The sequence below is a fragment of the Enterobacter sp. PL_is379 genome, assembly GCF_055817355.1.
This window is the reverse complement of record NZ_JBVPGT010000021.1, coordinates 1-24,641: the sequence shown is the minus strand read 5'-3', so window position 1 is coordinate 24,641 and position 24,641 is coordinate 1. Positions and strand designations below refer to the sequence as shown.

General features: G+C 51.4%; 23 protein-coding genes and 1 rRNA gene. 12 read left to right on the top strand and 12 right to left on the bottom strand.

What is annotated here, in order from left to right; all coding sequences use genetic code 11:
- Nucleotides 1-25: 25 nt before the first annotated feature.
- The 3 genes from dtd to yihX are packed head-to-tail and all read right to left on the bottom strand — an operon-like array spanning nucleotide 26 to nucleotide 1,934.
- Complete coding sequence (dtd, locus tag AC0TOY_RS03555; RefSeq protein ID WP_008501836.1) at nucleotides 26-463, bottom strand: D-aminoacyl-tRNA deacylase; 438 nt, start codon at nucleotides 461-463, stop codon at nucleotides 26-28.
- Nucleotides 460-1,341: a virulence factor BrkB family protein gene (locus AC0TOY_RS03550; protein ID WP_032648442.1), complete on the bottom strand. Its 882-nt coding sequence runs from the start codon at nucleotides 1,339-1,341 to the stop codon at nucleotides 460-462. The genes dtd and AC0TOY_RS03550 overlap by 4 nt, the downstream gene beginning before the upstream one ends.
- Complete coding sequence (gene yihX, locus AC0TOY_RS03545) at nucleotides 1,335-1,934, bottom strand: glucose-1-phosphatase (protein ID WP_090420827.1); 600 nt, start codon at nucleotides 1,932-1,934, stop codon at nucleotides 1,335-1,337. Before yihX ends, AC0TOY_RS03550 begins: the two co-directional genes overlap by 7 nt.
- A 406-nt stretch (nucleotides 1,935-2,340) precedes the next feature.
- Between yihX and AC0TOY_RS03540 the strand changes: the two genes are divergently transcribed.
- From AC0TOY_RS03540 to AC0TOY_RS03525, 4 genes are all read left to right on the top strand, one after another.
- The gene (locus AC0TOY_RS03540) at nucleotides 2,341-3,117 is read left to right on the top strand and encodes a hypothetical protein (protein WP_473721501.1); all 777 of its coding nucleotides are present in this window, start codon (nucleotides 2,341-2,343) and stop codon (nucleotides 3,115-3,117) included.
- Between the two features lie 2 nt (nucleotides 3,118-3,119).
- Nucleotides 3,120-3,404 (top strand): hypothetical protein, encoded by a 285-nt coding sequence (locus AC0TOY_RS03535; RefSeq protein WP_023309759.1) that lies wholly within the window; start codon nucleotides 3,120-3,122, stop codon nucleotides 3,402-3,404.
- 68 nt (nucleotides 3,405-3,472) lie between these two features.
- Nucleotides 3,473-4,747 carry an HlyD family secretion protein gene (locus tag AC0TOY_RS03530; RefSeq protein WP_157189888.1) on the top strand — a complete coding sequence of 425 codons (1,275 nt, stop codon included), beginning with the start codon at nucleotides 3,473-3,475 and terminating at the stop codon, nucleotides 4,745-4,747.
- On the top strand, nucleotides 4,740-6,857 hold the full coding sequence (locus tag AC0TOY_RS03525) for a peptidase domain-containing ABC transporter (RefSeq protein WP_024909216.1): 2,118 nt from the start codon (nucleotides 4,740-4,742) through the stop codon (nucleotides 6,855-6,857). Before AC0TOY_RS03530 ends, AC0TOY_RS03525 begins: the two co-directional genes overlap by 8 nt.
- Before the next feature lie 156 nt (nucleotides 6,858-7,013).
- Here the strand turns inward: AC0TOY_RS03525 and typA are convergent, their stop codons facing one another.
- The gene (gene typA / locus AC0TOY_RS03520; protein WP_023331638.1) at nucleotides 7,014-8,837 is read right to left on the bottom strand and encodes a ribosome-dependent GTPase TypA; all 1,824 of its coding nucleotides are present in this window, start codon (nucleotides 8,835-8,837) and stop codon (nucleotides 7,014-7,016) included.
- A 378-nt stretch (nucleotides 8,838-9,215) separates the two neighbouring features.
- On the opposite strand from typA, the gene glnA reads away from it, so the two are divergent.
- The 4 genes from glnA (at nucleotide 9,216) to AC0TOY_RS03500 (ending at nucleotide 13,489) form a co-directional block, all read left to right on the top strand.
- On the top strand, nucleotides 9,216-10,625 hold the full coding sequence (glnA, locus tag AC0TOY_RS03515; protein ID WP_024909217.1) for a glutamate--ammonia ligase: 1,410 nt from the start codon (nucleotides 9,216-9,218) through the stop codon (nucleotides 10,623-10,625).
- Nucleotides 10,626-10,794: 169 nt separating this feature from the next.
- Nucleotides 10,795-11,844, top strand: coding sequence for a nitrogen regulation protein NR(II) (glnL, locus tag AC0TOY_RS03510; RefSeq protein ID WP_023333897.1), 1,050 nt, complete (start codon nucleotides 10,795-10,797; stop codon nucleotides 11,842-11,844).
- Between the two features lie 11 nt (nucleotides 11,845-11,855).
- Complete coding sequence (gene glnG, locus AC0TOY_RS03505; protein ID WP_024909218.1) at nucleotides 11,856-13,268, top strand: nitrogen regulation protein NR(I); 1,413 nt, start codon at nucleotides 11,856-11,858, stop codon at nucleotides 13,266-13,268.
- A 110-nt stretch (nucleotides 13,269-13,378) separates the two neighbouring features.
- Entirely contained in the window at nucleotides 13,379-13,489 is a 111-nt protein-coding gene (locus AC0TOY_RS03500; RefSeq protein WP_023333898.1) for a YshB family small membrane protein, read from the top strand.
- Nucleotides 13,490-13,555: 66 nt separating this feature from the next.
- On the opposite strand, the gene hemN is transcribed toward AC0TOY_RS03500, so the two are convergent.
- Both hemN and yihI read right to left on the bottom strand, forming a co-directional pair.
- Nucleotides 13,556-14,929 carry an oxygen-independent coproporphyrinogen III oxidase gene (gene hemN / locus AC0TOY_RS03495; RefSeq protein ID WP_473721500.1) on the bottom strand — a complete coding sequence of 458 codons (1,374 nt, stop codon included), beginning with the start codon at nucleotides 14,927-14,929 and terminating at the stop codon, nucleotides 13,556-13,558.
- A gap of 188 nt (nucleotides 14,930-15,117) precedes the next feature.
- A complete protein-coding gene (gene yihI / locus AC0TOY_RS03490; RefSeq protein WP_014885763.1) occupies nucleotides 15,118-15,633 on the bottom strand; it encodes a Der GTPase-activating protein YihI in 516 nt (171 codons plus the stop codon).
- A 577-nt stretch (nucleotides 15,634-16,210) separates the two neighbouring features.
- Here yihI and yihA point away from each other — a divergent pair.
- The gene (yihA, locus tag AC0TOY_RS03485) at nucleotides 16,211-16,840 is read left to right on the top strand and encodes a ribosome biogenesis GTP-binding protein YihA/YsxC (protein ID WP_023309768.1); all 630 of its coding nucleotides are present in this window, start codon (nucleotides 16,211-16,213) and stop codon (nucleotides 16,838-16,840) included.
- 97 nt (nucleotides 16,841-16,937) lie between these two features.
- On the opposite strand, the gene spfP is transcribed toward yihA, so the two are convergent.
- Together spfP and polA are read right to left on the bottom strand one after the other, a co-directional pair.
- Nucleotides 16,938-16,985: a small protein SpfP gene (gene spfP / locus AC0TOY_RS03480; protein ID WP_071892919.1), complete on the bottom strand. Its 48-nt coding sequence runs from the start codon at nucleotides 16,983-16,985 to the stop codon at nucleotides 16,938-16,940.
- 166 nt (nucleotides 16,986-17,151) lie between these two features.
- Nucleotides 17,152-19,944 (bottom strand): DNA polymerase I, encoded by a 2,793-nt coding sequence (gene polA, locus AC0TOY_RS03475; protein WP_248273408.1) that lies wholly within the window; start codon nucleotides 19,942-19,944, stop codon nucleotides 17,152-17,154.
- A gap of 440 nt (nucleotides 19,945-20,384) precedes the next feature.
- Here polA and AC0TOY_RS03470 point away from each other — a divergent pair, with 440 nt between their 5' ends.
- Nucleotides 20,385-21,293: an acyltransferase gene (locus tag AC0TOY_RS03470; protein ID WP_473721499.1), complete on the top strand. Its 909-nt coding sequence runs from the start codon at nucleotides 20,385-20,387 to the stop codon at nucleotides 21,291-21,293.
- Between the two features lie 23 nt (nucleotides 21,294-21,316).
- Here AC0TOY_RS03470 and dsbA read toward each other — a convergent pair whose 3' ends face one another.
- The 3 genes from dsbA to AC0TOY_RS03455 all read right to left on the bottom strand — a co-directional run bounded on the left by dsbA (nucleotide 21,317) and on the right by AC0TOY_RS03455 (nucleotide 23,299).
- A complete protein-coding gene (gene dsbA / locus AC0TOY_RS03465; protein ID WP_024909222.1) occupies nucleotides 21,317-21,940 on the bottom strand; it encodes a thiol:disulfide interchange protein DsbA in 624 nt (207 codons plus the stop codon).
- A gap of 27 nt (nucleotides 21,941-21,967) precedes the next feature.
- A complete protein-coding gene (locus AC0TOY_RS03460; protein WP_024909223.1) occupies nucleotides 21,968-22,954 on the bottom strand; it encodes a serine/threonine protein kinase in 987 nt (328 codons plus the stop codon).
- Nucleotides 22,955-23,029: 75 nt separating this feature from the next.
- Nucleotides 23,030-23,299, bottom strand: a complete 270-nt coding sequence (locus tag AC0TOY_RS03455) for a YihD family protein (RefSeq protein WP_008501866.1) — start codon at nucleotides 23,297-23,299, stop codon at nucleotides 23,030-23,032.
- Between the two features lie 68 nt (nucleotides 23,300-23,367).
- Between AC0TOY_RS03455 and mobA the strand changes: the two genes are divergently transcribed.
- Complete coding sequence (mobA, locus tag AC0TOY_RS03450) at nucleotides 23,368-23,952, top strand: molybdenum cofactor guanylyltransferase MobA (protein ID WP_024909224.1); 585 nt, start codon at nucleotides 23,368-23,370, stop codon at nucleotides 23,950-23,952.
- Nucleotides 23,949-24,452 (top strand): molybdopterin-guanine dinucleotide biosynthesis protein MobB, encoded by a 504-nt coding sequence (mobB, locus tag AC0TOY_RS03445; protein ID WP_024909225.1) that lies wholly within the window; start codon nucleotides 23,949-23,951, stop codon nucleotides 24,450-24,452. Before mobA ends, mobB begins: the two co-directional genes overlap by 4 nt.
- Before the next feature lie 97 nt (nucleotides 24,453-24,549).
- Here mobB and rrf read toward each other — a convergent pair.
- Nucleotides 24,550-24,641: ribosomal RNA gene (rrf, locus tag AC0TOY_RS03440) — 5S ribosomal RNA — on the bottom strand; the annotation flags it as partial.

The following is a 24,641-nucleotide window of genomic DNA, read 5'->3' as shown; positions in this document are numbered from 1 at the left end:
ACCCGCGGCCACGCCGCCAGTATGCTCATACCTGGAGCCAGAATGTGACGGGGCCATCGTTCACCAGCGACACCTGCATATCTGCAGCGAATCGTCCGGTTTGCGTATTCATTTCCTGCTGGCGACAACGCTCAACAAAGTACTCGTAAAGTGCTTCTGCACGATCCGGCGCGGCGCCTTTAGAGAAGCTCGGGCGCATGCCGCGCTCGGTATCCGCTGCCAGCGTAAACTGGGAAACTACCAGCACGCTGCCGCCCGCCTGCTGGACGTTCAGGTTCATCTTGCCTTCCGCATCGCTGAAAATACGGTAGCCCAGCACGCGCTCACATAAGCGGTTGGCTTTTTGTTCGTCGTCATCCTTTTCGACACCTAACAACACCAAAAGTCCTGGGCCAATTTCACCCGTCACCTCTCCCTCCACGGTGACGCTGGCACGGGTTACGCGCTGTATCAATGCAATCATGGTTGGTCTGCTTCTTGTTGTTTTTCAGCTGCTGCTGCTTTTTTAAGTTCGCGGTATACACCGAGAGTGACAGTTATTTCAGCACCAAGCAAGACGATACACCAGGTCCAGTAGACCCAGACAAACAAAATGGGGATCACCGCCAGCACGCCGTAAATAAGCTGATAGGACGGAAACATGGTGATGTAGAGGGCAAACCCTTTTTTACCGAGCTCAAAAAGCAACGCCGCCACCAGCGCCCCCACAACCGCATCGCGGTTAGGCACGCGCGTGGTCGGCACGACGCTATAGAGCAGCCAGAACGAGAGCCACGACAGGATCAACGGGAAGATGCGAAGCGCATTATCAATTACGCCGTTTAAATCACTCGCCCAGCGCAGGGAAAGGAGATACGAACTGATCGCCAGGCTCGCCCCGGCCAGCAGCGGCCCCAGCGTGAGGATCATCCAGTATACGGCAAAGGAATAGACCTTTGGCCGCGCTTTTTTGCTCCGCCAGATCGTGTTCAGCGCGTTATCGATGGCGTACATCAACAGCAGCGCGGTGACGATAAGCCCGCATGCCCCCACAGCCGTCATCTTGCTGGAATTGGCGACAAACTGCTCAATGTAGTTCTGGATGACATCCCCGGTTGCAGGAATGAAATTCGCGAAGACAAAATGACGAAGCTGCAGGCTGACGTCCGCAAACATCGGAAAGGCGGAAAACAGGGCAAAGATAACCGCCACCAGCGGTACTAATGAGAGCAACGACACGTAGGCGAGGTTACCCGCCAGCGTGGTCATATTGTCCTCATCAATACGGTGCCAGAGCAGTTTCAGCCAGGCCCGCAGCGGGCGAGTATGGTGCGTGGCTTTTTGATGAACGGTTTTTAGCATAGCTGCTTCGCGAAGTAGTTTGGTATCGTCTCTTTTCCGGTCACCAGAATTGACGTGATACCCAACTGATTAGCTCCCTCTATATTATCGGCGTTGTCATCAAAAAAGACCGCATCGGCCGCGGTGAATCCCTCTGACTGCAGAACAGCCTGGTAAATTCGCGCTTCAGGCTTACGCATCCCCATCTCCTGCGAAAGATAGATCTTGTCGGCCGCCGCCTTAACTTCAGGGTATTCCTCAGGCCAGAACGTCGTGTGCAGACGGTTGGTATTGGACAACACAACGACCCGATGGCCCTGCTCGCGAAGCTTATGCATTATGTCGATCACTTCAGGCCGGATGGCGACAAATACTGCCTGCCAGCCGTGTGAAAACTGCTCGTAGCTCAACGGTAGATCCATCTCCTGACAGAAACGTTCAGCGAATTCTTCATCACCGATCTCGCCGCGTTCATGCTGATGGAAGGTCTCGCCCATCGCGAAATTCTGCTTCAGTGTCGCCAGCGGAACGCGGCTAAAGTCGCTCCACGCACCCAGCACGCGATTAAAATCGATATCGACGATTACGTTTCCTAAATCAAAGATATAAAGCATGGTTATCTCCTGCTCGCCGTGGAGAGGTAACTGTAGCGGGAAAGATAAAGTTTGGCTATGCACGAGATTCAGCTGAGAGGGAGCAGTATGAAGAACAAAAATTTAGCCCGGGAAGATGATATTGGCTTTCGGGCGATAGGCTGGGATGAGTTTTATTTAAGTGCGTTTTTGCGAAGATATACGTTTTAGTTCATTTTGCAAAAAATTATAGAAAAACGCTTCCATAAGCTTTTTCTCATCACCATATTCCCCCAGTTTTTTCCATGGCAATCCCATTTCTCGCGGCTTTGCGAGAAATTGCAACAAGTTTACTTTACTTAAATTTACATTTAGATACAAATACTCTATTTATCTTCTTTTTTATAATGCTAAGTTTACATTACTTTACACATGGAGCTGCACTTTCGTGAAGATTAAAAAGGGATACGTCCTCAGTGCCGTATTAATAGCAATACTCTGCGCATTCGCTATTTATTCATACAATGCCTACCGATTTAAAAAAGCCAGCAGAGATATTTTATATCAACTCTCTAGCCAACTGATTGTGAAGCAAGGGCTTGAACCAAAACTTTCAACCCACCTCGTTTTTGATACGTTATATATCGACGGAAACATATCCAAAGATGATGACAAAATCATTGTGGGGCTTATCAGAAAAAACCTTATCCCTGTCAGAACGATATCCATAAACAGTGGTGGTGGCGATGTCGAAACTGCAATAAAAATAGCAAAAGTTATTCATGATAAAGAAATTAACATTGAGGTCAGGCGATTATGCCTTTCTTCCTGTGCTAACTATCTTTTCCCAGCGGCAAAAAACAAAATCATCAACTATGGTTCCATTATTGGTTTCCATGGGTCGCCTAATTCTGATGACAATAAGTTAACAACTACGGTTAACGGAGAAATCAATACAGACACAACGATAACAGATCGCATTTTCTCAGAAATAAGAAAAACGGATAAAGCATTCTACAAAGATATAAATGTGTCATGGATGATGCCACTTTGCGGGCAAAAAGAAAATATTGGTGATCCAGACACAGGTCTGTCGACGTACAGCGAAAAGGATTTTACGCGTTTTGGCGTAAAAAACATTTCATTCACGGATGGTGAAATGGTATGGAAAAAGTCTATGGATATTATGGGTATACCTTTTGCTCACTATTGCAAGGAAAATTAATAATGCGTGAACTCAATGAAAGTGAATTAAGTAACGTCAGCGGTGCAGGAATGTGGGGTTCTATCGGTAGTGCGATTGGTGGGATGTTCGGTGGTGGTAGCGCTGGTTGTAATGGCAGCTATTCTCACACCAGCACCACTAACAAAGATGGTTCTCACTCTGAAAGCACATCCTTTAGCGGTGGTTGCTCGGTTAACGTTGGTGGTAAAAGCGGTGGTTCATCAAAAGGTAATGGTGGTTCGAAAAGTGGCGGTGGCCGCCAGGGTAATGATCACGGTAGACATTAATTCCTGAACCATTATAACTCATAGCCGCTGATATTTGGCGGCTATTTCCACCCCGCAGGAGGCCAGATATGTTTCGCAAGGAAGCTATTGAATATCAGAGTACACGGTGGGAAGGGAAAGCTGTTCTTCTGCCGGGCATCCCTTTTGCTCTTATCATATTGCTCAGCATTTTTTTTATTGCTTCCATTTCTATTTTTATTACCAAAGGTTCCTACACCCGTCGCGTCATCGTTCACGGTGAAATAACCACTTTCCCTGGCTCAGTGAATATCTCTGCATCAATGCAGGGTACAGTCGTGCAGAGTTTTGTTAATGAAGGCGATCGCGTAAAAAAAGGTGATGCTCTCTTTCTCATTCATTCGGGTGTATCGACGCAATCAGGCCTGGTTGATGAGAATAAAAAAAAGGAGATCGCGCTACAGATAAAGAGTATCAGCGTAATGATGGCAAATTTGAACTCTTCGAAAAACCGTACGCTCAACGCGCTGACGACTCAAAAAGATCATTATCAGTCCAGTTTTAATACCTCATCTGGGCTACTGGTGCAGGCTGAGCGGGAACTGCATCAGATTGAGAAGAACGTTAACGATTACCGTGGTTATCAGGAAAAAGGTCTGGTCACCAAAGACCAGATGAGCAGTCAAAACGCACTACTCTACCAACAGCAGAGCAATGTTTCTGACCTGGTCGCCAGAAAATCACAGGACCAGGTTCAGATCGATGCGCTCAATCAGCAAATCCAGTCCCAGAGCGCTGATTATGACCAACAGATTTACCAGCTTGAGCAAAAAATATACGAACTGCAAAAAGAAAAGTTAAATACAGAAGCGGAAGGTAATTATGTCATCGTGGCAACAGCCGATGGCTTAATCGACTCCATCAATACGGCGCAAGGTAAGATGATCGGCGCAGGCGATGTACTGGCGCGAGTTCAGCAGAATATCCATTCTCCATGCTATCTCGAAACCTGGGTTCCGGATGAAGTTCTTCCTTATCTGGCGATTGGCCAGCGCGTTAATGTTAGTTACGACGCCTTTCCTTATGAAAAATTTGGTCAGTTCAGGGCATCAATATCAGCAATATCCAGGCTTCCGGCATCGAAGCCAGAACTCCTGTCAAAGCAGACCATCGCACATGAATTCTATGACGATAAAAAGTCCTGGTACAAAATCATGATCAAACCTGACCTACAGTCTGTGCAAGTTCATGGAAAACAACTCTCACTGAGCCAGGGAGCCAAAGCGCAGATTTCTCTTTTCCTTGAAAAGAGACATATCTATGAGTGGTTATTATCGCCATTTTACGAAATGAAAATGAGCGTAACGGACGCAGGTAATGAATAATCTTTATACACTTGAGACGCTGCTGCGCAAGTTGGATCTGAAAATATTTAAACGCATCCCAGTTGTCTTTCAAACCGAAGCGTCCGAATGTGGCCTGGCCTGTCTTTCAATGATATGCAGTTTTTATGGCAAGCAGGTGGATCTACTGCAACTCCGGCAACAATTCAATTTGTCATCACGTGGGGTCAACCTCAATGCGATAAAAGCAATTGCCAGTGAACTGGAGATGTCGTCACGCGCATTGTCCGTGGACCTTCAGGAATTACATGACGTGCGTAAGCCCTGCATATTGCATTGGGATTTTAACCATTTTGTCGTACTGATTAAGGTCGATAAGAACAGCGCGGTGATCCACGACCCTGCGTTTGGACGACGGGTGATTAGCATGCCCGAATTGTCCCAACATTTTACTGGTGTTGTGCTTGAGGTATGGCCGGGAACCACTTTCTCAGTTCAAAAGAAGCAAAACAGGTTAAAAGCGACCACGTTATTAAAGAATATCAATGGACTGATAACTTCACTGACGAAGGTATTTTTCTTATCGCTGGTGATTGAGTTGATCAGCCTGCTAATGCCAGTGGGGACACAATTAGTCACGGATAATGTGATTGCATCCGGAGATTACGGTTTACTTAATATCATCTGTCTTGGGTTGTTTATTCTGATTCTGTTACGTTTGACGGTCAGTGTCATACGCTCCTGGACCACGCTGATACTGGGAACACTCATCGACGTCCAGTGGAGTTTTAGCCTCTTTTCTCACCTTATTAAGCTACCGACCACCTATTTTGAAAGACGCAAACTGGGGGACATTCAGTCTCGCTTCCACTCGCTTGATGTTATACGGGCCACTTTTACCACAGGTTTGACTGGTAGCATTATTGATACGCTAATGCTCATGGGTTTGCTGGTAATGATGTTTTTATACAACCTGCAGCTCAGCATGATAGTGGTCTCTTTTACCGCAATATACACCTTCATTCGGTTTGCTACCTATCGATACTATCGCCAGCTATCCGAAGAAGAGTTAATCAAGGAAGCACGCCTTAATTCTTATTTTATGGAAACCCTGTACGGTATCGCGACGATTAAGATTCAGGGGATGACTGACCTGAGAATCAATAACTGGTTTAATCTTTTTTCAGATAAGGTCAATACAGGCATTCGTTTGACGCGAATGGATCTTTTCTTTGGTGGCGTCGTCTCTTTTATCGCCGCCTGCGACCAAATTGTTATCCTGTGGGTTAGCGGCAGGCTGATGATGGATAGTCATTTAACCATCGGTATGTTTATCGCATTTAACACCTTCAGGAGTCAGTTCTATGACCGAATAAATGCCCTGATCAACTTTATCATTCAGCTGAAGATCATCAACTTACACAATGAACGCGTTGCCGATATTGCGCTGCAGGAAGCATCTTCTTCAACGGCCACCAGCCCGCTGCGTTTACCACACGGAGCCTTAACGCTCGAAACTCAGGATCTGACTTACCGTTATGATAACCATGCGGACCCTATCTTCAGCAAACTGAATCTGACCATTCATGCCGGAGAGAGTATTGCTATTACGGGCGTATCGGGTTCAGGTAAAAGCACCTTGATGAAAGTGTTGTGCGGTTTATTCGAACCGTCGAACGGCTGCGTCCGAATTAATGGCATTGATATTAAGCAACTTGGTTTCGAGCATTATGCTGAACGCATTGCCTGTATCATGCAGGAAGATAAGCTGTTTTCAGGCTCAATCAAAGAGAATATCGCCGGTTTTCGGCCTGACATTGACGAGCAGTGGATGGTGCAATGCGCTATCGCAAGCCATATTCATAATGACATTTTAAAGCTACCAATGGGTTACGAGACACTGATTGGTGAACTTGGGGAAGGGTTGTCCGGCGGTCAAAAACAGCGGATTTATATTGCCCGGGCATTATACCGTAAACCGGGTATTTTATTCATGGACGAGGCGACCAGCCACCTTGATAAAACCAGTGAAAGTCAGGTCAATCAGTCTATACAGGCGATGAACATTACGAGGATTATTATCGCGCATCGCGAAACCACGATTTCATCGGCAGATCGGGTGTTCGTGATAAATGGAGCAGAGTTACCCTAATCCGTGAATTTCGCAGGAAAAAGATAGCGTTGGGACATAACGTCCCCGGGTAATGAAGAATTCTGGCGATCATCGAATAAAAAAGCCGCTGAGGGATCAGCGGCTTTTTACCTGCCGGGTGGCGCGTGCGCTTACCCGGCCTATAGATTGACCGTATTAGTCTTCTTTCGCACCGCGCATAGCACGTTTACGATCGTTCTCGGTCAGGTGACGTTTACGGATACGAATTGACTGTGGAGTCACTTCTACCAGTTCGTCATCATCGATGAATTCCAGAGCCTGCTCCAGAGTCATCTTGATCGGTGGAACCAGAACCGTTGCTTCGTCAGTACCGGACGCACGCATGTTGGTCAGTTTCTTACCGGTCAGGCAGTTTACGGTCAGGTCGTTAGAACGACTGTGAATACCGATGATCTGGCCTTCATAAACTTCAGCACCGTGACCCAGGAACAGCTTACCGCGATCCTGCAGACCGAACAGCGCAAACGCAACCGCTTTACCCTGACCGTTGGAGATCAGCACGCCGTTGTTACGCTGGCCCACTTCGCCCGGACGAACGTCGTCGTAGTGGCTGAAGGTGGAGTACAGCAGACCGGTACCGGAGGTCATGGTCATGAACTCTGAACGGAAGCCGATCAGGCCACGGCTTGGGATCACGTAGTCGAGACGTACGCGGCCTTTGCCATCTGGATTCATGTTTTTCAGGTCGCCTTTACGCTCACCCAGAGCCTGCATCACAGAACCCTGGTGCTGCTCTTCAACGTCCAGCGTCACGTTTTCGAACGGCTCTTGTTTACGGCCGTCGATTTCGCGGAAGATTACTTTCGGACGGGAAACCGCCATTTCGAAACCTTCACGACGCATGTTTTCGATCAGAACAGACAGGTGCAGCTCACCACGACCCGAAACGCGGAATGCATCAGCGTCTTCGGTTTCTTCAACGCGCAGCGCAACGTTGTGCACCAGCTCTTTGTTCAGACGGTCAAGGATCTGACGAGAGGTAACGAACTTACCTTCTTTACCACAGAACGGAGAGGTGTTGACGTTGAAGAACATGGATACGGTTGGTTCATCAACGGACAGGGCTGGCAGCGCTTCGACGTTCTGCGGATCGCAGATGGTGTCGGAGATGTTCAGTTCACCCAGACCGGTGATAGCGATAATGTCGCCCGCTTCAGCGATGTCGCTCTCGATACGCTCAAGACCCAGGTGAGTCAGCACTTTACCAACTTTACCGTTACGGGTTTTGCCTTCGCTATCGATGATAGTAACCTGCTGGTTTGGCTTCACTTTACCGCGCTTGATACGACCAATGCCGATTACGCCAACGTAGTTGTTGTAGTCGAGCTGAGAGATCTGCATCTGCAGGGTACCGTCGAGATCGACGTTTGGCGCAGGAACACGGTCAACAATCGCCTGATACAGCGGGGTCATGTCTTCAGCCATGTCTTCGTGGTCCAGACCTGCGATACCGTTCAGCGCAGAGGCGTAAACGATAGGGAAGTCCAGCTGCTCGTCGGTCGCGTCGAGGTTAACGAACAGGTCGAAGACCTGGTCAACAACCCAGTCAGGACGCGCGCCAGGGCGGTCAACTTTGTTGATAACAACGATTGGCTTCAGACCATGGGCAAAAGCTTTTTTGGTCACGAAGCGCGTCTGTGGCATTGGGCCATCCATTGCGTCAACGACCAGCAGAACGGAGTCTACCATGGACATTACACGTTCAACTTCACCACCGAAGTCGGCGTGCCCTGGGGTATCAACGATGTTGATACGGTAGTCATTCCATTTAATCGCGGTGTTTTTCGCGAGGATGGTAATCCCACGCTCTTTCTCCAAATCGTTGGAGTCCATCACGCGTTCTTGGGTTTCGGCACGCGCATCAAACGTACCGGATTGCTGCAGCAGCTTGTCAACCAGGGTAGTTTTACCATGGTCTACGTGCGCGATGATGGCGATGTTACGCAAATTTTCGATCACAACTTTGCCTCAGGCATTTAGAAATAGCGCGTTATTGTACACGGATTAATCGCACTACAAAACAGGATCACAAACATCCCCCGCAAACAAGTCATGCAGGGATGCTTTGTGATCGCTTTCACGGAGCGGTAAAAGGGCACTTTAACGTAAATTGCACCAATATGGTGCTCAATGTTCACATTGAAGCACTATACTGGTGCAACAAATCCATCGTGGTGCAGCCCTTTTGCACTATGGTGCGCATGATAACGCCTTTTTGGGGTGTTTTAAAAGTTGGCACAGATTTCGCTTTATAAAAAATACATGGCACCAGCCAGTACAAACAGAAATTGAAGACCTCGTTACCACGACGACAATGACCAATCTGGAGAGTTAAGTATGTCCGCTGAACACGTTTTGACGATGCTGAACGAACATGAAGTGAAGTTTGTTGATCTGCGCTTCACCGATACCAAAGGTAAAGAACAGCACGTCACAATCCCTGCTCATCAGGTGAACGCCGAATTCTTCGAAGAAGGCAAAATGTTTGACGGCTCCTCCATTGGTGGCTGGAAAGGCATTAACGAATCCGACATGGTTCTGATGCCGGACGCGACCACTGCGCTCATTGACCCGTTCTTCGAAGAACCAACCCTGATCATCCGTTGCGACATCCTCGAGCCAGGCACGCTGCAGGGCTACGACCGTGACCCACGTTCTATCGCAAAACGTGCTGAAGAGTACCTGCGTTCTACCGGCATCGCAGACACCGTTCTGTTCGGACCAGAGCCAGAGTTCTTCCTGTTTGACGACATCCGTTTCGGCGCTTCAATTTCTGGTTCCCACGTGGCTATCGATGACATCGAAGGCGCATGGAACTCTTCCACCAAATACGAAGGTGGTAACAAAGGTCACCGTCCTGGCGTGAAAGGCGGTTACTTCCCGGTTCCTCCTGTCGATTCTTCACAGGACATCCGTTCTACCATGTGTATGATCATGGAAGAGATGGGCCTGGTTGTTGAAGCGCACCACCACGAAGTGGCGACTGCTGGCCAGAACGAAATCGCTACCCGCTTTAACACCATGACCAAGAAAGCGGATGAGATTCAGATTTACAAATACGTTGTGCACAACGTTGCGCACCGTTTCGGTAAAACCGCGACCTTCATGCCAAAACCAATGTTTGGCGATAACGGTTCCGGTATGCACTGCCACATGTCTCTGTCCAAGAACGGTACCAACCTGTTCTCTGGCGACAAATATGCCGGTCTGTCCGAGCAGGCGCTGCACTACATCGGTGGTGTTATCAAACACGCTAAAGCGATCAACGCCCTGGCGAACCCAACCACTAACTCCTACAAGCGTCTGGTCCCGGGCTACGAAGCGCCAGTGATGCTGGCCTACTCTGCACGTAACCGTTCTGCTTCTATCCGTATTCCGGTGGTGGCGTCTCCTAAAGCACGTCGTATCGAAGTGCGCTTCCCGGATCCAGCGGCTAACCCATACCTGTGCTTCGCAGCACTGCTGATGGCCGGTCTGGACGGTATTAAGAACAAGATCCACCCGGGCGAAGCGATGGACAAAAACCTGTACGACCTGCCGCCAGAAGAAGCGAAAGAGATCCCACAGGTTGCTGGCTCTCTGGAAGAAGCCCTGCAGGCGCTGGACGCAGACCGCGAGTTCCTGACTGCAGGTGGTGTGTTCACTGATGAAGCGATTGACGCTTACATCGCCCTGCGTATTGAAGAGAACGACCGTGTGCGTATGACGCCACACCCGGTTGAGTTCGAACTGTACTACAGCGTTTAATAAAGTTGTTTTACCCGGCGTGACAAGCGCCGGGGGTAGTTGCCGTGGAAACTTTTAGCCCATCTCCGGATGGGCTTTTTTCTCCACCAACAACCTGATCTCACGCGCTATTTACGCCGAAAACGCTATACTGCACTAAAACAGTGCAACAACTCCAGGAGACTGCTGAATGGCAACTGGCACGCTGCCCGATGCTGGGCAGATCCTCAATTCTTTGATTAACAGCATTTTGCTGGTCGATGACGAGCTGGCCGTTCATTACGCCAACCCGGCGGCGCAGCAGCTGCTCGCCCAAAGCGCACGTAAACTGTTCGGCACCCCGCTTCCTGAACTCCTGAGCTATTTTTCGCTGAATATTGGCCTGATGCAGGAAAGTTTGCAGGCTGGCCAGGGGTTTACCGATAACGAAGTGACGCTGGTGATCGACGGGCGCTCGCACATTCTGTCGTTGACCGCGCAGCGTCTTCCCGATGGGATGATCCTGCTGGAAATGGCGCCGATGGATAATCAGCGTCGACTGAGCCAGGAGCAGCTTCAGCATGCGCAGCAAATTGCCGCCCGTGACCTGGTGCGCGGTCTGGCGCATGAAATCAAAAACCCGTTGGGTGGGTTACGCGGCGCGGCGCAGCTTCTGACCAAGGCACTCCCCGATCCCGCGCTGGCGGAGTACACCAACGTCATCATTGAGCAGGCCGACCGTCTGCGAAATCTGGTAGACCGTCTTCTTGGTCCGCAGCAGCCGGGCATGCACGTCACTGAAAGCATCCATAAAGTGGCTGAACGGGTGGTGAAGCTCGTCTCAATGGAGCTGCCGGAGAACGTCACGCTGGTACGTGATTACGACCCAAGCCTGCCGGAACTGGCCCATGATCCGGACCAGATTGAGCAGGTCCTGTTGAATATTGTGCGTAATGCCCTGCAGGCGCTGGGGCCTGAAGGGGGCGAGATTATTTTACGCACCCGCACCGCCTTCCAGCTCACGTTACACGGCGTGCGCTACCGGCTGGCGGCCCGAATCGACGTTGAGGATAACGGGCCCGGCATTCCATCGCATCTGCAGGATACCCTGTTCTACCCGATGGTAAGCGGTCGCGAAGGCGGGACCGGCCTGGGCTTATCCATTGCCCGCAGTTTGATCGATCAACACTCCGGGAAAATTGAATTTACCAGTTGGCCGGGACATACCGAGTTTTCGGTTTTCCTGCCGATTAAAAAATAAAGGTGACGTTTATGCAACGAGGGATAGTCTGGGTAGTCGATGACGATAGCTCCATCCGTTGGGTGCTTGAACGCGCGCTCACAGGGGCAGGATTAAGCTGCACGACGTTTGAGAGCGGCAGCGAAGTGCTCGATGCACTCACCACCAAAACGCCGGATGTTCTGCTTTCGGATATTCGTATGCCGGGCATGGACGGGCTGGCGCTGTTAAAGCAGATCAAACAACGCCACCCTATGCTTCCGGTCATCATAATGACCGCGCATTCCGATCTGGATGCCGCAGTGAGCGCCTATCAGCAAGGGGCGTTCGATTACCTGCCCAAACCGTTTGATATTGACGAAGCGGTGGCGCTGGTTGAGCGCGCGATTAGCCATTATCAGGAGCAGCAGCAGCCGCGCCACGCGCCCGATTTTGGGCCAACGACAGACATCATCGGCGAAGCGCCGGCGATGCAGGACGTGTTTCGCATTATCGGTCGTTTGTCCCGCTCGTCCATCAGCGTATTGATTAACGGTGAATCGGGAACCGGTAAAGAGCTTGTGGCGCATGCATTGCATCGCCACAGCCCGCGGGCAAAAGCGCCGTTTATCGCTCTGAATATGGCGGCGATCCCGAAGGATTTGATTGAGTCCGAACTGTTCGGCCATGAAAAAGGGGCATTTACCGGCGCTAATACCATTCGTCAGGGGCGTTTCGAACAGGCTGACGGTGGCACGTTGTTCCTGGACGAAATTGGCGATATGCCGCTGGATGTCCAGACCCGCCTGCTGCGCGTGCTGGCCGACGGACAGTTTTACCGCGTGGGCGGCTATGCGCCGGTGAAGGTAGACGTGCGCATTATTGCCGCGACCCACCAGAACCTGGAGCAACGCGTGCAGGAAGGGAAATTCCGTGAGGATTTATTCCATCGCCTGAACGTCATCCGCGTTCATCTGCCGCCGCTGCGTGAGCGTCGGGAAGATATTCCCCGCCTGGCGCGTCATTTTCTGCAGGTGGCCGCCCGCGAGCTGGGTGTGGAAGCCAAGCAGCTTCACCCGGAAACCGATGCCGCTCTGACGCGCCTGGCGTGGCCGGGCAACGTGCGTCAGCTGGAGAACACCTGCCGCTGGTTAACCGTGATGGCCGCCGGGCAGGAAGTGCTGATTCAGGATTTACCCGCTGAGCTGTTTGAAGCGACCGCGCCTGAAAGCACTACCGGGCACGCGCTGCCGGACAGCTGGGCAACGCTGCTGGCGCAGTGGGCCGACCGCGCGTTGCGTTCCGGTCATCAAAACCTGCTGTCTGAAGCTCAGCCAGAGATGGAGCGTACGCTGTTAACTACCGCGCTTCGTCATACGCAGGGTCACAAGCAGGAAGCCGCTCGCCTGTTGGGATGGGGACGTAATACCCTGACGCGCAAGCTTAAAGAGCTGGGAATGGAGTGATCGTCCCCGAAGTGTAAAGGTTATTAATTGAGCGCAAATCGCCGTTATTTTGCGCTTTACTGTTCCGATGAGTTTTGTATGATCGTGCCCGGAAATTGGGGGTGAACATCATGCTGGAAACAATCGTGAATATGCTCTCTAGCGGAGCCGCTGAAAGCCACACGCCACAAACCGCCGTTGCGGCTATGTTGTGTGCGGCGCTGGTTGGGCTGTTTAGCTAGCGGGGTTGAACGTAAAAGCCGGGTGGCGGCTTCGCCTTACCCGGCCTACGTTTGCGCTTTTGCGGCTTAAATCACCCGCGAGAACTGCTGCAGTCGCGCTTTCTGACGCAGATACGCGTCGAAGCACATGCAGATATTACGGATCAACAGACGCCCTTTCGGCGTGACCTCAATCGCGCTCTCCGACACATCCACCAGCCCGTCTTTCGCCAGCGGCGCCAGAAGCTTCAGGTCTTCTGCGAAATAATCGCTGAAGTTCAGCTCCCACTGCGCTTCCACGTCGCTGAAATCGAGACGGAAGTTGCAGATAAGCGCCTTAATCACATCGCGACGGACACAGTCATCGCGCGTTAATGCAATGCCGCGCCACAGCGCGTTGCCCGTCTCATCAACCTGCTGGTAATACAGCTTCAGTTCTTTCTGGTTTTGCGCGTAGCAGTCGCCAATCATGCTGATGGCGGAGACGCCCATTCCCAGCAAATCGGTATCGCCCTGGGTCGTGTAGCCCTGGAAGTTGCGGTGCAGGACCCCTTCGCGCTGAGCTACCGCCAGTTCGTCATCCGGACGGGCAAAGTGATCCATCCCGATAAACTGATAGCCGGTTTCGGTCAGCGAGGTGATCGTTTCCTGCAGGATATCCAGCTTCTGCTGGGCAGAAGGCAGATCGGCATCTTTGATTTTGCGCTGGGCAGCAAACAGCGTCGGCAGATGCGCGTAGTTAAAGACGCTCAGGCGGTCCGGGTTGAGTTCGGCCACGCGCTTCAGGGTGAAGGCGAAGCTTTCCGGCGTTTGCTTTGGCAGGCCGTAAATCAGGTCAATATTGGTCGAGGTGAAGCCAATCTCACGCGCGTGATTGAGTAAGGCAAAGATAAATTCTTCGTCCTGCTCGCGATTCACCAGACGCTGAACCTCTTTATTGAAATCCTGCACGCCCATGCTCAGACGATTGAAGCCTTCGGCGCGTAAGTGATCCAGTACATCCAGCTCAATTTCACGCGGATCGACTTCGATCGAGATTTCAGCGTCGGCGTTAAAACTGAAATTGCCGCGCAGCAGGGTCATCAGGCGGCTTATTTGCGCTTTATTCAGATAGGTTGGCGTACCGCCGCCCCAGTGAAGCTGGCTGACGTGACGGCCAGCAAACAGCGGCGCGCGATGCACAATTTCTTGTTCGAGCGCATCAAGGTACTGGTCGGCTTTATGCTGCTGACGGGTCACGATTTTATTGCAGCCGCAGAAGTAACACAGCTTATGGCAGAACGGAATATGGACGTAGAGAGACAGCGGACGCTCAGGATAGCGCGCGACAGCCTGCTGGAAAGCACGCTCTCCGAAGGCATCGGAGAACTCCAGCGCGGTGGGGTATGACGTATAACGCGGCCCGGAATAGTTATATTTCTGGATTAGGGCCAAATCCCAGTCGATAGTTGGTGCTGACATGCTCACTCCTTCCGTTGGTGTCGCGTTCGTATACGGCGGCCCGTTCTGGCCCCATCGCGGGCCATCACTCGGGTGCGCAGCCACTTCTGTCGCCGCGACAACCGCCGTAGTTTAACGAATAACCACACCAGATAACATATAACCGGAAGGGTTATAAGCAGGACTATCGTGCCTGCCGGGTGCAAATGTTAGTTTCCACCCTTCAGAAGACGCATCATATCTTCCTGCTTTTCGTCTTCTTCTTCGTCGTCTTCGTCATCGTAAGACAGACCCAGCTTCTGCATCAGCTCGTCGATGCGATCCAGTTTGGCATCCACCCATGACTGCTCTTCGGCGGTCAGGGTTTCACCCTCTTCAAGACGTTCCAGCAGCGCGTCCAGGCGCTCATCGTTCTCCAGCAAATCCAGCTCAGCCTGCGGTGAAAGCATAGGTTTCTCGCTCTTTGGTTTGTGCTGCTTAGTGACCGGGGTGTCTGTCACGCCCAGTGGAATGGGAGTTTTACTGCCGATACGAGGATCTTTCTGCTGTTTGCCTTTTGCAGAAGCGCCCGCTGCACCACCACCGTTGGCACGGCTACCCGCAGCATGACCGCGATGTTTTTTGTCGCGTTTGCGATCGCGCGCTTCCTGGTTCAGTTCTTCGCGCGTTTTGCGGCGTGCTTTTGCAGGGCGTTTCGCGCCCGCAGCGGAGGTTGGTTTTTTCATGATGTTTTATCTTTAAGTCGTTTTCTTCAGTATAGAATTGCGGCGAAATCTAGCAGAAAGCAAGCAAAGAAAAAAGGCGACAGAGCAATCTGTCGCCTTTTTTCCTGACTCACAACCCTTAGCGGGTCAGACATTCCGTGTTTGCCAACAACAAACCCTGTTTATCCCTTGGCTAATACCGTCCGTGATACGGTTCCCTTTCCTGTTTAAACGCCTCCAGGCGCTGGTCATCCTGACAATCCTGCGTCTTCGCCTCCTGGCGCTCCTGACCCTAATCCTTAAGTCGATATCCTGCTGGCTTCCTCGCCCTGACGCACACTTTACCTTGTTCCGTTAAACTAACAAGCAACGAAACGGTACAAAAAGGGATTTTCAGACAATTACCCGGAAATAAGCTTATGATTTAAAACAGTTTGGTTTTTTTGACGCCTGCGAATTCTCTGAAATCTCCCATAGCCTCTCTGGCCGATCTCTCACACTGGTTGGGGCATTCGCCTACAAGTCCTGGCAATCAGAAAAGCCTTTTGCCTGCATTCAGGTATAATCCCCCTCAGATTACGATTTTGGAGACGACCACGTGACTACCTGGAACTACCAACAGACGCATTTTGTCACCAGTGCGCCCGATATTCGCCACCTCCCTTCTGATACCGGTATTGAAGTGGCCTTTGCTGGCCGCTCCAATGCGGGGAAGTCCAGCGCCCTGAATACGCTGACCAATCAGAAGAGCCTGGCGCGTACCTCAAAAACACCTGGCCGTACCCAGCTCATCAACCTGTTTGAAGTCGCAGAGGGCAAACGCCTGGTCGACTTACCGGGCTACGGTTACGCGCAGGTACCGGAAGAGATGAAAATCAAGTGGCAGCGTGCGCTGGGGGAATACCTGGAAAAACGCCTGTGCCTGAAAGGTCTGGTGGTGCTGATGGATATTCGCCATCCCCTGAAAGATCTGGATCAGCAGATGATCGACTGGGCTGTGGCAAGCGATATCGCCGTGCTGGTGCTGCTGACGAAAGCCGATAAGCTGGCAAGTGGCGCACGCAAAGCGCAGGTGAATATGGTTCGCGAAGCGGTGCTGGCGTTCAACGGTGACGTGCAGGTTGAGCCGTTCTCCTCGCTGAAAAAGCAGGGTGTGGACAAGCTGCGTCAGAAGCTCGACACCTGGTTTAGCGAGCTGGAACCCGCGACGGAAGCGGAAGAAGAGTAATACCGAGCGCGGCGATGGCCGCGTTTTTTTTGCCTGAATTTTTCTTTGCCGCAATAAAAAACGCCCCAGTCATTACTGACTGGGGCGGCTAAAATATTCAGCCAAATCCGATTACGTGAAGTAAAAGGTCTGAAAGATAGAACATCTTACCTCTGTACCCTACGCCGATAACTCTACCCCTTTTTGTGCTGCAGAAAAAGCACTTTTTGTAGTTTTTTTTCATTCTTTACATAGGGAATTCTAATGATCGTCACAAAACGCGCGTTGTTATGTTGCAAACTTACATAAAAGGCGCGTTATGCGAAGAACCGTTAGTGAGCCTGATCCCAGTTTTCACCACTTCCCACTTCCACCAGCAACGGCACGTCAAGCGTCATGCTGCTTTCCATCAGTTCGTGGATCTTCTTCGACACGGCGTCGAGATCGTCTTTGTGCACTTCAAATACCAGTTCATCGTGTACCTGCATGATCATTTTCACGCGAGGCTTCTCTTTTTCCAGCCAGGCATCAACGGCGATCATTGCACGCTTAATAATGTCCGCCGCGGTACCCTGCATCGGGGCGTTGATCGCCGCACGCTCTGCGCCAGCGCGACGCGCCGCGTTGCTGGATTTGATGTCAGGTAAGTAGAGACGGCGACCATCAAGGGTTTCGACATAACCTTTCTCCTTCGCCTGCGCGCGGGTGCGTTCCATATATTCCAGCACCCCCGGATAACGCTCGAAGTAGAGATCCATATACTTCTGCGACTCTTTACGCGGAATGTTGAGCTGGCGCGAAAGCCCGAATGCACTCATGCCGTAAATCAGACCGAAGTTGATCGCCTTAGCGCTGCGGCGCTGTTCGTTGGTCACGCTGTCCAGCGGCAAACCGAAGACTTCTGCCGCGGTTGCCCGGTGGATATCCTTCCCTTCGGCAAATGCGCTCAACAGGCCTTTGTCACGGGACAGGTGCGCCATAATGCGCAGTTCGATTTGCGAGTAGTCCGCCGAGACAATCAGATAATCCTCTGGAGCGATGAAAGCCTGGCGAATACGACGGCCTTCTTCGTTACGTACCGGGATGTTCTGCAGGTTGGGATCGGTAGACGAGAGTCGACCGGTCGCCGCGACAGCCTGATGGTATGAGGTATGCACGCGGCCCGTTTTCGGGTTGATCATCAGCGGGAGCTTATCAGTGTAGGTAGACTTCAGCTTCGCGAGACCACGGTACTCCAGAATCACTTTCGGCAGCGGATAATCCAGCGCCAGCTCTTCCAGCACCTCTTCAGAGGTTGACGGCGCGCCGCCAGGGGTTTTCTTCAGCGGCTTGATGCCCTGCTTTTCAAACAGGATGGTTTGCAGCTGCTTCGGTGAAGAGAGGTTAAACGGCTCGCCTGCAAGCTCATGCGCTTTTTGCTCCAGCTCGGTCAGGCGCTGCGCCAGCTCCCCGGAGTGGTTATGCAGCACCGTTGGGTCTATTTTCACGCCGTTACGTTCAATGCGTGACAGCACGGGCACCAGCGGCATCTCGATATGCTGGAACACATTCAGCGGACCTTCGTGCTTCTGCAGTTTTGGCCACATTTTCAGGTGCAGCTGCAGCGTGACGTCAGCGTCTTCCGCCGCGTAGCGTCCTGCCTCTTCGAGAGCAATCTGGTTAAAGGTGAGCTGATTTTTCCCTTTGCCGGCAATCTCTTCGAAGGTGATCGTTTTGTGCTTGAGCCAGCGGTCAGATAAGGAATCCATATCATGGCGACCCGCGACGCTGTCCAGAATGTAGGATTCGAGCATGGTGTCGAAGGCGATCCCGCGCAGTTCAATGCCGTAGTTTTGCAGAATGCCACGATCGTACTTGAGGTTTTGCCCAACCTTAAGCGCCTTTTCGTCTTCCAGGATCGGCTTCAGCAGCTCAAGCACGCGTTCACGGGAGATCTGCTCCGGCGCATCCAGGTAATCGTGCGCAACGGGAACATAGGCCGCATGACCAGGTTCTGTCGCAAATGACAGGCCTACCATATTGGCAGAAATGTTATCGAGACTGTCCGTTTCTGTGTCAAAGGCGAAGACCGGCGCTTTTTTCAGTTTTTCGATCCAGGCAATGAGCTGCGACTCTTCAAGAAGGGTTTCGTAGTTGTCGAAGGAAAGCGCCACGGCTTCTTCTTCCGCCTGCTCTTCTGCGTCAACGACAATCGTCTCCTTCGGCTTTGCAGCAGGTTTCGCCCCTTTTGCCTGCAGCCACTTGCCGGCTTCCACGTCAGTGATCCAGCGCTTAAATTCGTATTTCTTAAACAGGCTCAGCAGATCGTCAGCGGAAGGCTGCTGCACTTCCAGCTGCTCACAGCCCAGCTCCAGTTCGACATCGGTTTTAATGGTTGCCAGCTTATAGGAGAGATAAGCCACCTCTTTGTTCTCTTCCAGCTTCCCGGCCATGGTTTTTGCACCACGGAAGGAGAGCCCGGCGATTTTGTCTGATTCGGCGTAGAGCGTATCCAGCCCGCCAAGCCCCTGAAGCAGCGCCTGCGCGGTTTTCTCACCGACGCCGGGAACACCAGGGATGTTATCCGAGGAGTCGCCCATCAACGCGAGGAAGTCGATAATCAGCTCAGGCGGCACGCCATACTTAGTGACCACTTCTTCTGGCCCCAAAATGGTGTTGGTCATGGTGTTAATCAGGGTGATACCTGGCGTTACCAGCTGCGCCATATCTTTATCACCGGTGCTGATCAGCACAGGACGCCCCATTTTTTCTGCTTCACGCGCCAGCGTGCCGATGACGTCATCGGCTTCAACGCCGGAGACGGCCAGCAGCGGCAGCCCCATCGCTTTTACCATGGCGTGCAGCGGCTCAATCTGCGCACGCAGATCGTCAGGCATTGGCGGACGGTGGGATTTGTAATGCTCAAACAGCTCATCGCGGAAGGTTTTACCTTTCGCATCAAAGACGACAGCCGCATGGGTTGGCTGATACTGAAGGATCAGGCTGCGCAGCATGTTCAGCACGCCGTACATTGCGCCGGTGGGTTCCCCTGCGCTATTGGTCAGAGGAGGAAACGCATGGTATGCCCGATACAGGTAAGAAGAGCCATCGACGAGAATAAGAGGGTTTTCTGGGATCTGAACCATAATGTCCGTGCCTTTAATCAATTTATGGATAAAGGATGCCACAGAAGGATGAAAACATCAGTTATTAGCGCCAGATACAGGAAAAGATTTTGCGATCGTGAGGATCGCTCGCAAAAATCAAACTGTGGATAAGTTTGTGTATATTTTCACTTCATATGAATAACAGACGCAAAAAACACATATGAGGTAATATTTAGATCTTAATTATCATGCTGTTATGTTGTCAGATCTTATCTATATGGCCAACTGATGGCAATTTAGTCTATGTGGATATAAGCCTTGATTCGCGCAGAACCCCAGAGAAATCTGCTGCGCCAGGGTAAAAGCCGCCAAATCATCATGTGAAAGCGCCATTCATTTGTCTGTTTTCTGGTAAAATCAGCGCCCAGCGTCGACTAGTCGGTCGCTCACTTACAGCTAACTATTTGAAAAAGCTCATCATGTCGAGATTGCTCGCTGCAATAACATTACTGCTAAGCATCATTTTAACTATTCTGGTGACGATCGCCTGTTCCGTGCCGATCATTCTCGCCGGGATCATTAAACTGCTGCTGCCTGTACCCGTGGTGTGGCGAGCCGTATCCGCATTTTGTAACTTCATGATGTATTGCTGGTGCGAAGGACTGGCGATCCTGTTGTGCCTTAACCCGCATTTGAGGTGGGATGTCAAAGGGCTGGAGAGTCTCAACAAAAAGAACTGGTATCTGCTGATCTGCAATCACCACAGCTGGGCGGACATCGTGGTGTTATGCGTGCTTTTTCGCAAACACATCCCGATGAACAAATACTTCCTTAAACAGCAGCTCGCCTGGGTGCCTTTTATCGGGCTGGCCTGCTGGGCGCTCGATATGCCGTTTATGAAACGCTATTCGCGCAGCTATTTGATTCGTCATCCCGAACGTCGCGGTAAGGATGTGGAGACCACGCGCCGTTCCTGTGAAAAGTTTCGCGCACATCCAACGACCATCGTTAACTTTGTTGAAGGCTCCCGGTTTACGGAAGAGAAGCGCCAGCAAACTCGCTCTCCTTATCAGCATCTGTTGCCGCCAAAGGCGGCGGGGATTGCGATGGCGCTTAACGTGCTGGGAGCACAGTTCGATAAACTTCTTAACGTCACGCTCTGCTATCCGGAAAACGACAGGACGCCGTTCTTCGATATGCTCAGCGGCAAACTGACGCGCATTGTCGTGCACGTCGATCTGGTCCCGATAGACGCTGAACTGCACGGTGATTACGTAAACGATAAGAACTTCAAACGTCGTTTCCAGCAGTGGCTTAATACGCTCTGGAAAGAGAAAGACGAACAGATAGACAAGATAAAATCTTCATACAAAAACGCCGGTCAGTGACCGGCGTTTTTACATCAGCGAAATTACTTCTTCTCAACCAGGTATTTCACGGTATCAGCATACTGCTGTACGAAGATATCCATGCTGCTGGTGTCCATACCCTGCATGTTCAGCTGGTATTTGCCGTTAACAAACATCGCCGGAACGCCCTGAAGCTGGAGGTCAGCAGCCGCTTTTTCCTGCTGGGCAACCAGTGATTTCACCACGAAGCTGTTCCATGCGGCATCGTACTCTTCACCTTTCACGCCAGCATCAACAAACACTTTACGGATATCTGCAGTGGTCTGAACGGTCTGGGTTTTCTGTACGGCTTCAAACATTGGCGAAGTGATCTTATCTTCCACGCCCAGTGCCATCGCCACCGCCCATGCCTGAGTCAGGTCTTTACCCAATGGGCCCAGGAACTCAACATGGTACTTGGTCATTTTGGTGCCTTCCGGCAGCTTTTTCTTCACGCTGTCAGAGACATGCAGCACCTGCTCGAACTGATAGCAGTGTGGGCAATAGAACGAGAAGAACTCCAGAACCTGTGGCTCGCCAGCGACCGGCTTGTCCAGCGTGATATACTGTTTTCCGTCGGTAAACTGCGCAGCAGAAGCGCTAAATGCCAGAATCATACCTGCCAGCGCCAGCCAAATTTTTTTCATGATTAACTCTCTCCTGGGTGTGTCCAATTAATACATCGGCGTTAATTGCAGAGGGGGCTCCTGAAGAACCTTAACCTGCTCAGTAAATGTAGATATCTGGCTACGCCAGTAATCCTCTCCGGTAAGCCACGGGAAATTGCGAGGAAATGCCGGATCGTCCCAACGCCTGATTAACCATGCGAGATAATAAACAAAACGCATCGCACGTAAAGGCTCAATCAGGGCAATTTCGTCTGAATTAAACGGGCTAAATTCTTCATAAGCTTCAATAATGGTTTCAAGCTGCATGCGTTGCTCGGCTTTGTCGCCATTGAGCAGCATCCACAGGTCCTGAACCGCTGGCCCCATACGCGCATCATCGAGATCGACAAACAGCGGGCCATCACGCCAGAGAATATTCCCGGCGTGACAATCGCCATGCAGGCGCAGAACGGAAATATCATCGCGCCAGCAGGTTTTCACTGCAGCAATAAGCTTATCGGTGGCGTTGAGGAAATCATCCTTTAGCGCAGCGGGGATCATTGCAGACGTTTCGAATAGTTCGCGCGGTTCAAGGAGGTATTCCTGAATCCCCATCGTTGGACGGGCAATAAAGGCTTTTTTGCGTCCCGTCTGGTGGATACGCCCAAGATAGCGGGCAACCCATTCCATCTGATCGATATTATCCGCTTCAAACTGACGACCACCCAGGCTTGGGAATACTGCGTAGTAATACCCTTCGTGCGTGAGGAGCGTTTGGTTATTGAATTTTAGCGGTGCGGCAACGGGAACATCGTCATCCAGCAGATCGTGAGCAAACTGATGCTCTTCCTGAATTTGTTCAGCGGACCAGCGTTCAGGACGATAGAACTTTACGACGAAGCGCTGACGATCCTCGTCCTGAAATTGATAGACGCGGTTTTCGTAGCTGTTTAATGGGGTTAGCCCGGAATCCACCCGAATACCCTGTTCAAACAGGGCATCCATAATGGTGTCCGGGTGTAATGTCTGGAAAGTAAAAGCCTGGTCGTTCATCCGATCATCCGGAAATTATACGAATGATTCAGGATATCATCTTGTGGCGATTTCGGTGCCGCCGCTTACAAGCTTTTACTCTTTAATTACGCCTCGGGCGCGCAATAATGCGGTCTTAAAATCTTCCTCATAATCTTTCTGAATACCAGGAATAACAGCATCTTTGGCGGAGTCGCGCATTTTAAGGTGGTAGATCAGGATGTCGTCAGAAAGGTCTGCCAGATCGCCGTCAAAACCTGACTCTTTCGCCAGTTTCTGTAAAAATTGCATCAGATTTAGCTCTGGCTCTTTTTGCCAGGCGGGCTGGAGGAGTTCAATAACTTCATTCAGACGTTTACATTTCATGGTGGTGCTCCTTTCATTTAGAGTGACACGTTAGCAGGGTCAATCCCACAATAAAAGAGGCGATATTCGTGAATGTTAGCCAGGAAATCATCGGGGTCGTTCTGGCAGGCGGCAGAGCAACGCGAATGGGCGGTAAAGATAAGGGGCTTCAGCTTCTTAATGGAAAGCCCTTGTGGCAGCATGTCGCCGATACGCTTGCCGGCCAGGTGACGGCAATGGCCATCAGCGCGAACAGGCATATCGACACTTACCGACGCAGCGGGTACGCCGTTTATCAGGATAGCCTTGAGAATTACCCGGGACCGCTTGCCGGTATGCTTTCGGTCATGCAACAGTCGCACGGAGAGTGGTTTATCTTCTGCCCTTGCGATACGCCGTTTATTCCCTCCTGTCTTGTCGAGCGTCTGCTCCTGCTTCGTGGTACAGCTCCTGTGGTTTGGGTACATGACGGCGAGCGTGACCATCCTGCTGTCGCGTTGATGCATCGTTCGCTAGCGCCTGCTCTGCAGAGCTATCTGGCTGCGGGAGAGCGCAGGGTGATGGTCTTCATGCGTGAGTCTGGTGGCCATTCCGTTGATTTTAGCGATGTGAAATCAGCGTTTGTGAACGTGAACACGCATGAAGATTTGCAGATGATGCAGGAGAAAAAATGATACCTCTTTTAGCCATTTCCGCATGGAGTGGGACCGGGAAAACCACGCTGCTGAAAAAGCTGATACCCGCGCTGTGTGCCAGAGGCCTTCGTCCTGGATTGATTAAGCATAGTCATCACAACATGGATATCGATACGCCAGGAAAAGACAGCTATGAGCTGCGTAAGGCCGGAGCAGCACAAACGATGGTAGCAAGTCCTCAGCGCTGGGCGTTAATGACAGAAACGCCGGACGAGGCGCCGCTGGATCTCGCTTATCTGGTCAGTCGGATGGATCATTCCACCCTGGATCTGGTGCTGATTGAAGGATTTAAGCATGAGGCAGTGCCTAAGATCCTACTGTTCAGAAGCGATGCCGGGCATGATTTCAGCGAGTTAACGCTGGATGAGCATGTGATTGCGGTGGCCAGTGATGTGGTATTGCCGCTTGAGGTTCCGGTGCTGGACTTAAATGATGTGGATGGGATTGCGGGCTTTATTGTGACGTGGAGTGCGGTCTGACGTGCCGGGTGGCGGCTTGCCTTACCCGGCCTGCCGTTTTTTTGGCGCATAAACGCAAAAAGGCCATCCTTTCGGATGGCCTCTTCACTTGTTTGATGCCTGGCAGTTCCCTACTCTCACATGGGGAGACCCCACACTACCATCGGCGCTACGGCGTTTCACTTCTGAGTTCGGCATGGGGTCAGGTGG